Annotated in this window: 10 protein-coding genes; 8 read left to right on the top strand and 2 right to left on the bottom strand. The window is 66.7% G+C overall.

Features of this window, described 5'->3' with window-relative positions:
* Nucleotide 1: 1 nt before the first annotated feature.
* Nucleotides 2-1,204 (bottom strand): cysteine desulfurase-like protein, encoded by a 1,203-nt coding sequence (locus tag NP4_RS36785; protein ID WP_068008213.1) that lies wholly within the window; start codon nt 1,202-1,204, stop codon nt 2-4.
* Nucleotides 1,205-1,568: 364 nt separating this feature from the next.
* Between NP4_RS36785 and NP4_RS36780 the strand changes: the two genes are divergently transcribed.
* From NP4_RS36780 to NP4_RS36750, 7 genes are all read left to right on the top strand, one after another.
* Nucleotides 1,569-2,045 (top strand): bacterial proteasome activator family protein, encoded by a 477-nt coding sequence (locus NP4_RS36780; RefSeq protein WP_245998644.1) that lies wholly within the window; start codon nt 1,569-1,571, stop codon nt 2,043-2,045.
* Nucleotides 2,046-2,095: 50 nt separating this feature from the next.
* Complete coding sequence (wzm, locus tag NP4_RS36775) at nt 2,096-2,962, top strand: galactan export ABC transporter permease subunit Wzm/RfbD (RefSeq protein WP_245998643.1); 867 nt, start codon at nt 2,096-2,098, stop codon at nt 2,960-2,962.
* 7 nt (nt 2,963-2,969) lie between these two features.
* Complete coding sequence (wzt, locus tag NP4_RS36770; RefSeq protein WP_062503306.1) at nt 2,970-3,791, top strand: galactan export ABC transporter ATP-binding subunit Wzt/RfbE; 822 nt, start codon at nt 2,970-2,972, stop codon at nt 3,789-3,791.
* A complete protein-coding gene (gene glfT1, locus NP4_RS36765; RefSeq protein WP_068008210.1) occupies nt 3,788-4,702 on the top strand; it encodes a galactofuranosyltransferase GlfT1 in 915 nt (304 codons plus the stop codon). Before wzt ends, glfT1 begins: the two co-directional genes overlap by 4 nt.
* Nucleotides 4,703-4,943: 241 nt before the next feature.
* Nucleotides 4,944-5,993, top strand: coding sequence for a ribosome small subunit-dependent GTPase A (gene rsgA, locus NP4_RS36760; RefSeq protein WP_068008207.1), 1,050 nt, complete (start codon nt 4,944-4,946; stop codon nt 5,991-5,993).
* 94 nt (nt 5,994-6,087) lie between these two features.
* The gene (locus NP4_RS36755; protein WP_068008202.1) at nt 6,088-6,936 is read left to right on the top strand and encodes an SDR family oxidoreductase; all 849 of its coding nucleotides are present in this window, start codon (nt 6,088-6,090) and stop codon (nt 6,934-6,936) included.
* Nucleotides 6,937-7,009: 73 nt separating this feature from the next.
* On the top strand, nt 7,010-7,486 hold the full coding sequence (locus NP4_RS36750) for a hypothetical protein (RefSeq protein WP_147288086.1): 477 nt from the start codon (nt 7,010-7,012) through the stop codon (nt 7,484-7,486).
* 10 nt (nt 7,487-7,496) lie between these two features.
* On the opposite strand, the gene NP4_RS36745 is transcribed toward NP4_RS36750, so the two are convergent.
* On the bottom strand, nt 7,497-7,859 hold the full coding sequence (locus tag NP4_RS36745; RefSeq protein ID WP_068008195.1) for a hypothetical protein: 363 nt from the start codon (nt 7,857-7,859) through the stop codon (nt 7,497-7,499).
* Between the two features lie 21 nt (nt 7,860-7,880).
* Here NP4_RS36745 and NP4_RS36740 point away from each other — a divergent pair, with 21 nt between their 5' ends.
* Entirely contained in the window at nt 7,881-8,471 is a 591-nt protein-coding gene (locus NP4_RS36740) for a TetR/AcrR family transcriptional regulator (protein WP_068008192.1), read from the top strand.
* Nucleotide 8,472 lies beyond the last annotated feature (1 nt).

Raw genomic sequence — 8,472 nt, 5'->3', positions numbered from 1 at the left:
GCTAGTCCAGGGCGGCGAGGGCGCGGCCGAGCTGGTCGATCTCGAATTTGGTTGTGTACGGCGCCAAACCGATCGTCACCGCGCCGCCCTCGTCGTTGACGCCCAGGGCGTCGAGCAGGCGGCTGCCGCCGTGGACGCCGCTCAGGGTGCCGATGCGGTGGTCGGCCAGGCGGGCGGAGACCTTCTCGGCCTGCATACCCGCGATGGTGAAGCTGACCGTCGGGATCCGGGTCGAGGCGCGGCCGATCACCGTGAGATTCGGGATCCGGTCCAGCACCTCCATCAGGTGCTCGAACAGGTGGTCGTGATAGTCCTGCAGGGAGGTGATGGACACCTCCAGGCGCTCGCGGCGGGTGCCGCCGGCCTGTTCGTCGAGCCCGGCCAGATAGTCGATCGAGGTGGTCAGCCCGGCCAGCAGCGCGTACTGATGTCCGCCGACCTCCAACCGTTCCGCGCCCTTGGCATACGGATTCAGCGACATCGACGGAATGCGGTCCAGGAAGGCCGGATCCCGGAACACCAGCGCGCCGATCTGCGGCCCGCCCCACGCGGGCGCGGACAGCGCGACGACATCGGCGTTGAGCTCATCGATATCGATCAGCGCGTAGGGCGCGGCCCCGAAGCAGTCGGCGACCAGCAGGCCGCCCACCTCGTGCACGCGATCGGCGGCCACCCGCACCGCGGGCGCCGAGCCCACGATCGGTGAGGCGGCGGTGAGGGCGACCAGCCGCGCGGTGGGTCCGATCAACTCCTCGAACTGCCAGGCCGGCATCTCACAGGTCTCGATCTCCACCTCGGCCCAACGCACATGGGCCCCATAGCGATTGGCGATGCGCAGCCACGGCGCCACATTCGCCTCGTCGTCCAGGCGCGACAGCACGATCCCGGTACCCAGCCCCAGTCGCGAACTCAGCGACTCGGCCAGCCACGCCAGCAGCACCGCGCGATCCGGTCCGAGCACCACCCCGGCCGGGTCGCCGCCGACCAGATCGGCCACCGCCTCGCGCGCGGCCTCCAGCAGCGCGGCGCTGCGCTTGGCGGCCGAGTGGCGATTGGTATGTGAAAAGGCCGAGGTACGGAAACCCGTTGAGACCGCGCGAGATACCGAATCCGGGACCAGCATCCCCGCCTGCGGGTCGAGGTGGATCCAGCCGTCGCCCAGGGACGGTATCAGGCCCCGAACCCTTGCGACGTCGTAAGTCATGTTGGCCACTCTAAGCGCAGCGGCCGAGTCGGCGTAACCGTGTCAGCGGCAACCGATCGATTGTCGGCGCCTGCGCACCGAACGCGCGGGCAACCGGGCGAGATATCACGCAGCATGGCGACCGACTTTCAGCAAACCGAACCCACGAGGCGGACAAGACCGCAACAGAATACTTGCGGTCACGAACGTACATACCCCCGATGGGCACCCCGCCCCCGCTTAGCGCGAGACGCCGGGACGCGACATCATGGAGCTCATGACGCACTCGGACGGAGCACCGGATTCCATCGTGGTGATCGGGCCCGAAGGCCGCCCCTTGATCATTCCGGCCGGCGCACAGGGCGAAACACCCGTGACCGGACAGATGATCGATGAGGAAACCGGCGAGATGAAGGACACCAAGGACGAATCGCTGGCCGATATGGTCGAGCAGCCGGCCAAGGTGATGCGCATCGGGACGATGATCAAACAGCTACTCGAGGAGGTGCGGGCCGCGCCTCTCGACGATGCCAGCCGCACCCGGCTCAAGGAGATCCACAAGACCTCCATCCACGAACTCGAACAGGGCCTGTCCCCGGATCTGCGCGACGAGTTGGAGCGCCTGGCGCTGCCGTTCAACGACGACTCGATCCCCTCCGACGCCGAATTGCGTATCGCCCAGGCCCAGCTGGTGGGCTGGCTGGAGGGACTGTTCCACGGAATTCAGACCGCGCTGTTCGCCCAGCAGATGGCCGCGCGGGCGCAACTCGAGCAGATGCGGCACGCGCTGCCGCCGGGTATCCAAGGACAACGCGAGGGTGGGCAGCATCCGGGCAGCGCTGGGAGCGGGCAGTATCTGTAGCCACTGCGCTACAGTCGAGCACTGTGCCCGCAGCTGCTCCAGCCGATTCGGTGACCACCGAACAGCACCACGACGACGCCTCGGAACCGCTGGTGTCCGACTCCCGGTCGTTCGCGCGTGCGTTCAAGGACTTCCGAAGCGGTTTCGCGCAGCGCGAACTGTGGTTGTCACTGGGCTGGCAGGACATCAAGCAGCGGTATCGGCGCTCGGTGCTCGGCCCGTTCTGGATCACCATCTCGACGGCGGTACAGGCGGCCGCCATCGGCCTGCTGTACGCGACGCTGCTCAACCAGCCGCTGCGCGAATATCTGCCGTACGTGACGGTCGGCATCATCGTCTGGAATGTGATCGAGGCCAGCATCCTCGAGGGCGCGGACGTGTTCATCGCGAACGAGGGCCTGATCAAACAGCTGCCCTCGGCGTTGAGCGTGCACGTGTACCGGCTGGTGTGGCGGCAGTTCCTGTTCTTCGCGCACAATCTGGCCATCTACGCGGTGATGCTGGTCGCATTCGGCGTCTGGCGTGATCTGCACTGGACCGTACTGCTGGCGATTCCGGCCATCGTGCTGATCTTCCTGAACGCCATGTGGGTGTCGATCGCCTTCGGTATCTTCAGCACGCGCTATCGCGATATCGCCCCGATCCTCGGCAGCCTCACCCGCATGCTGTTCGTGCTGACGCCGGTCATGTGGTCGGCGAAGGTCCTGCACAATCAGGGCGGATCGGTGAGTGAACGCGCCCGCCTGATCGAGATCGTCCCGACCTATCACTACCTCGAGATCGTGCGCGCGCCGATGCTCGGCGAGCCCATCGTGCTGCGGCACTGGCTCGTTGTGCTGGCCATTACCGTAGTGGGCTGGGCATTGGCGATACTTGCCATGAAGAGATTCCGTTCCCGCGTCCCCTACTGGGTGTGAAGGCTCGATGACCGATCACGTAAGTATCGAAACCCGCAACGCCTGGGTGGAGTTCCCAATCTTCGACGCGAAATCGCGATCGTTGAAGAAGGCCGTCCTGGGCAAGGCGGGCGGCTCGATCGGACGCAACCAATCCGACGTCGTGGTCGTCGAGGCGCTACGGGATATCACCCTCTCCCTGAAGGAGGGCGACCGCGTCGGCCTGGTCGGCCACAACGGGGCGGGCAAATCGACTCTGCTGCGGCTGCTTTCGGGTATCTACGAACCGACGCGGGGCAGCGCGCAGGTGCGCGGGCGGGTGGCGCCGGTCTTCGACCTCGGCGTCGGCATGGATCCGGAGATCTCCGGCTACGAGAACATCATCATTCGCGGGCTGTTCCTCGGCCAGACCCGTAAGCAGATGCTGGCCAAGGTCGACGAGATCGCCGAATTCAGCGAGCTGGGCGAATATCTCAACATGCCGCTGCGCACCTATTCCACCGGTATGCGGGTGCGCCTGGCGATGGGCGTGGTGACCTCGATCGATCCGGAGATCCTGCTGCTGGACGAGGGTATCGGCGCGGTCGACGCGGAATTCATGAAGAAGGCCCGCAAGCGCCTGCGCGATCTCGTATCCCGCTCCGGAATCCTGGTGTTCTGCAACCATTCCAACGAATTCCTCGCCCAGCTCTGCGACACCGCGATCTGGATCGACCACGGGCAGATGCGGATGCAGGGCGGTATCGAAGAGGTCGTGCGGGCCTATGAGGGTCCCGAGGCCGGCGATCACGTCGCACAGATCCTCCGAGAGCTGGAGAAAGAACGGGAACTGGAGCAGAATCCGGCATGAATCCTGGAGTCCCCCAACCCGATTCGGCACGCATCGTGGCCGTCGTGGTCACCCACAAGCGCCGCGAACTACTGGCCGAATCCCTGAAGGTGCTCGCCGCCCAGACCCGACCGATCGATCACCTGATCGTGATCGACAACGCCAACGAGCCCGAGGTGGGCGAGCTGGTGGCGCAGCAACCGATGGAATCGACCTATCTGGGTTCGGAGCACAATCTCGGTGGTGCGGGCGGTTTCGCGCTGGGCATCCTGCACGCGCTGACCCTGGGCGCGGACTGGGTGTGGCTGGCCGATGACGACGGCCGCCCCGAAGGGCCGGAAGTCCTTGCGACACTGCTCGATTGCGCGAAACGGTACAGCCTGGTCGAGGTCTCTCCCGTAGTGGCCGATATCGACGATCCGGACCGGCTGGCCTTCCCGCTGCGCCGCGGTGTGGTGTGGCGACGACTGCGCTCGGAACTCGGCGACGAGGATTTCCTGCCCGGCATCGCCTCGCTGTTCAACGGCGCGCTGCTGTCGGCCCAGGCGATCGACGTGATCGGCGTCCCCGATCTGCGGCTGTTCGTGCGCGGTGACGAGGTGGAGGTGCACCGGCGACTGGTCCGCTCCGGCCTGCCGTTCGGCACCTGTCTGCAGACGGCGTACCTGCATCCCAACGGCTCGGCGGAATTCAAGCCGATCCTGGGCGGCCGCATGCACACCCAGTACCCGGACGACCCGGTCAAGCGCTACTTCACCTACCGCAACCGCGGCTATCTGATGTCCCAGCCGGGTATGCGCAAACTGCTGCCGCAGGAATGGGCGCGGTTCTCCTGGTTCTTCCTTGTGCAGCAGAAGGATCCGGCCGGACTGGCCGAATGGCTGCGACTGCGGCGGCTGGGCCGGCGCGAGCAGTTCCACAAGCCGGACTAGGCGTCGATCCCCCGGAAAATAGATTGCGGTCCGCGCTGCGGGCTGTCATCGTTGTGCTCACACAGACGGTAAGCGTCGAGAGGTCGAAGGAGGTGGAGTACGTGCAAACGATCGTTCGGGTTGTCGTGGCCTGGCAGCGACTTGGTGATGAAAGTCGCGCCGCCGCATGCATATCCACCTTCGCACCGAAGCACTGAGCCCGCGTCCGGGCTCCGTGCCCGACGAAAGACGGCTCCCCATCATGGTCGAATTCGACCGACTCATTCCCTACGGCTGGTCCGCAGCCGTTTCCGCTGAGTACGCAGGACTGCTCGACACCGGCTGGGTCCCGGCCCGCGTCATCCGAATGGATCGCAGCGAATGCGACGTCGCCACACCCTCGGGCGTCGGACGCGCTCGCTGCCCGCGGGCGGATACCAACGTCATCGGCCTGTGTACCGGCGATTGGGTGGCACTCGACGCCGAACTCACCGTGCGGCGACTGCTGCCGCGGCGCACCGCGATCGTGCGCGCGGCGGTATCCGGACGGTCCGAGGCGCAGATGCTGGCCAGCAATGTCGATACGGTGCTGGTGTGTAGTGCCGCCGACGGTGACGTCGATCTGGGCCGCATCGAGCGAATGTTGGCGCTGGCCTGGGAATCCGGCGCGCAGCCGGTGGTCGTGCTGACGAAAGTCGATCTGGCCGTTGATGTTCCGCTCGATATCGTGCGCGCGGTCGCACCGGGCGCGACCACGCTCGCGGTGAGCGCGAACACCGGACAGGGTATGGATGTGCTCGCCGCGGTGCTCGACGGTACGGTCGCGCTGCTCGGCCCCTCGGGCGCGGGCAAGTCGACGCTGGCCAACGCGCTGCTGGGCGCGGAGGTGTTCGCCACCGACGAGGTTCGCGCCGGCGACAAACGCGGGCGGCACACCACCGTGCATCGCGAACTGCGGCCGCTGCCCGGCGGCGGCACGCTCATCGATACGCCGGGGCTGCGCTCGGTCGGCCTCTGGGAGGCCGCCGAGGGTTTGGAGCGCACCTTCAGCGATATCGAATCCTTGGCCGCCGCTTGCCGTTTCGACGATTGCGCGCACCGTACCGAGCCCGGCTGCGCGGTGCTGGCCGCGATCGAATCCGGTGAACTGCCGCAGCGCCGCCTGGACAGCTATCGCAAACTCCAGCGGGAGAACGAATGGCTGGCCACCCGCACCGACGCCCGGCTGCGGGCCGAGCGGCTGCGGGCGTGGAAGAACATCGAGCGGTCTCAGCGGTCGGTCTATCGGGCGCGGAACACCCGCCGGAGGTAGCGCGGCGGACACACTATGCAACTGATTGCATAAGATAGAGCGCGTCGCCTAACCTGCATGTCAGGGGTGGTCACCCACAGACGGGAGTAGCGCTATGACCGAAGCACGGAAGCCGCTGGCCGGACGGACCATGATCATGTCGGGAGGTAGCCGCGGGATCGGGCTCGAGATCGCGAAGCGGGCCGCGGCGGACGGGGCGAACATCACCCTGATCGCCAAGACCGACACTCCGCATCCGAAACTGCCCGGCACCATCCATACCGCGGCGGCCGAACTGGAACAGGCCGGCGGTTCCGTGCACAAGTTCGTCGGCGATGTCCGCGACGACGAGGCGGTCGCGACCGCGGTGCGCGAGACCGTCGAGCGGTTCGGCGGTATCGATATGGTCGTCAACAACGCCTCGGCGATCGATCTCTCGCCCACCGAGCTGCTGCCGATGAAGAAGTACGACCTGATGCAGGACATCAACTGCCGCGGCAGCTTCCTGCTGTCCAAACTGAGCATTCCCGCGCTGAGGGAATCCGCGCAGGCCGGGCGCGATCCGCACATTCTCACCCTGTCCCCGCCGCTGAACCTGGATCCGAAATGGGCCGGGCAGTCGCTGGGCTACACCATCGCCAAGTACGGAATGTCGCTGACCACCCTGGGTTTGGCCGAGGAGCTGCGCAAGTACGGCATCGGTGTGAACTCACTGTGGCCGCGCACCACCATCGCGACCGCGGCCGTGCGCAATCTGCTCGGCGGCGAGGAGATGGTCTCGACCTCGCGCACCCCCGACATCTACGCCGATGCCGCCTATCTGGTGCTCACCTCGCCCGCCAAGGACACCACCGGCAACTTCTTCATCGATGAGGATGTCCTTGCCGCGCACGGCATCACGGATCTGGACAAGTACCGGGTGACGCCCGGCGACGAGCCGCTGACTACCGATCTGTTCCTCTGAGTCAAGCCCCGGCAATCGGTGGACCATCGGCCCGTAACGCGACCTACCGGTCGGAACGACCTAGGGATACAACGTGTTTCGGGTCGGGGTTACCGATTGGGGAGTGGTCTACATGGGTCAGCGGTCGATGGTCGGATTCGGCATCGCCTCGCTGTTGGTGGCGGCGGCCGGTGTGCTCGCACCGCAGGCCGCCGCCCGGGAACTGACGCCGGGAGTCGATTGCGAGCGGATCACCTGTCGCAACGACACCGCCGATATGTATCGCCTCGAGATCGAGGTGTCCTGCTGGAACGGCGTATTCACCGAGATCCGCTATATCGCCGCGCACAGCACCCGCTATTTCGACGACCTCGGCTGCGCGCCGATCACCGAGCCGGGCACCACCGAGCAGGACCCGCCGACCATGCGTCCGGACGGCACCTGGGATCACCCCGCGCCGCGCCACCAGCCCGGACGGACGATTCCGCAGTCGCCCCGGCGGATCGACTACCGCGCCGCGGTGGTGGACAACGACCCGCCGCGCCCCCGATCCGGTTCGGCCGGAAGCTGATTCGCGTGCGTCAGTGGCCGCCGCGCTCGGCGGTGGCGGCAATGCGGCTCAGCAGAGCGCGAACCACCAGCGAATGCCCACCACTGCCGATGACCAGCGCCCGATAGATCCGCCCGGCGACGCCCGGGAATTCCGCCCGCGACTCGGCGGTGATTCGGGTGCGCTCCGCGGCCGTTTCGTCGAGTGTGAAGGCGAGCTCGTACCGCGAGAACCAGTGACTGCCCGCCAGCGCGAGACGCCGCGGTGCGAGGCGCTCGGCAACCGTGAACCCGCGGCTCTCACCACCCATGCGATCGCACAGCGCGTCCCATAGTCGTTCCCGATTCGCGGCGACTATCCTCGAATGTTGGTCGATATAGGACAAGCGCTCCATATAGAAGGAACGTACTAGTAGATGGCTCCACCTCGCAAGCACGATACGGATGTGATTCTCGACGCGGCCCGGGCGTTGGTACTGCGCGAGGGTCCGCGCGCGGCCAGCGTCTCGGCCATCGCGGCGGCCAGCGGCGCGCCGGTCGGGACGCTGTATCACCGGTTCGGTAGTCGCAATGGCGTGCTGGTCGAGACATGGATTCGCGCGTTGGATCGGTTTCAGCGGCATGCGCTGACCGCCGCCGATGCGTCCGATCCGCTGGAGGCGGCGGTCCGGATGGCCGCTGCCACCATCGAATTCGGCCGCGACCTGCCCGAGGACGCTCAACTGCTGCTGCGGCTGCGGCCCGGCGATCTGCTCGACGGCGAGCCCGATACCGAACTGCGCGAACGCCTGGATCGGATGAACGCGCCGCTGATCGAGCGACTGCACGTGCTGACCGATCAACTCTTCGGCGCGGACGACGAGTTGACGGTCGCTCGCGTGGTGCTGGCCGTGGTCGATCTGCCCTATGCGGCGCTGCGCCGCCACGCCCGCGCGGGGACGCTACCGGCGTGGCTGGTGGACGAGGTGGCCGCGGCGACCAGAACCCTGCTCACCGCGGCCCGCTGAC

This window comes from Nocardia pseudobrasiliensis NBRC 108224 (genome assembly GCF_001613105.1).
Classification (GTDB): domain Bacteria; phylum Actinomycetota; class Actinomycetes; order Mycobacteriales; family Mycobacteriaceae; genus Nocardia; species Nocardia pseudobrasiliensis.
This window is presented reverse-complemented; position numbering and strand designations above follow the sequence as displayed.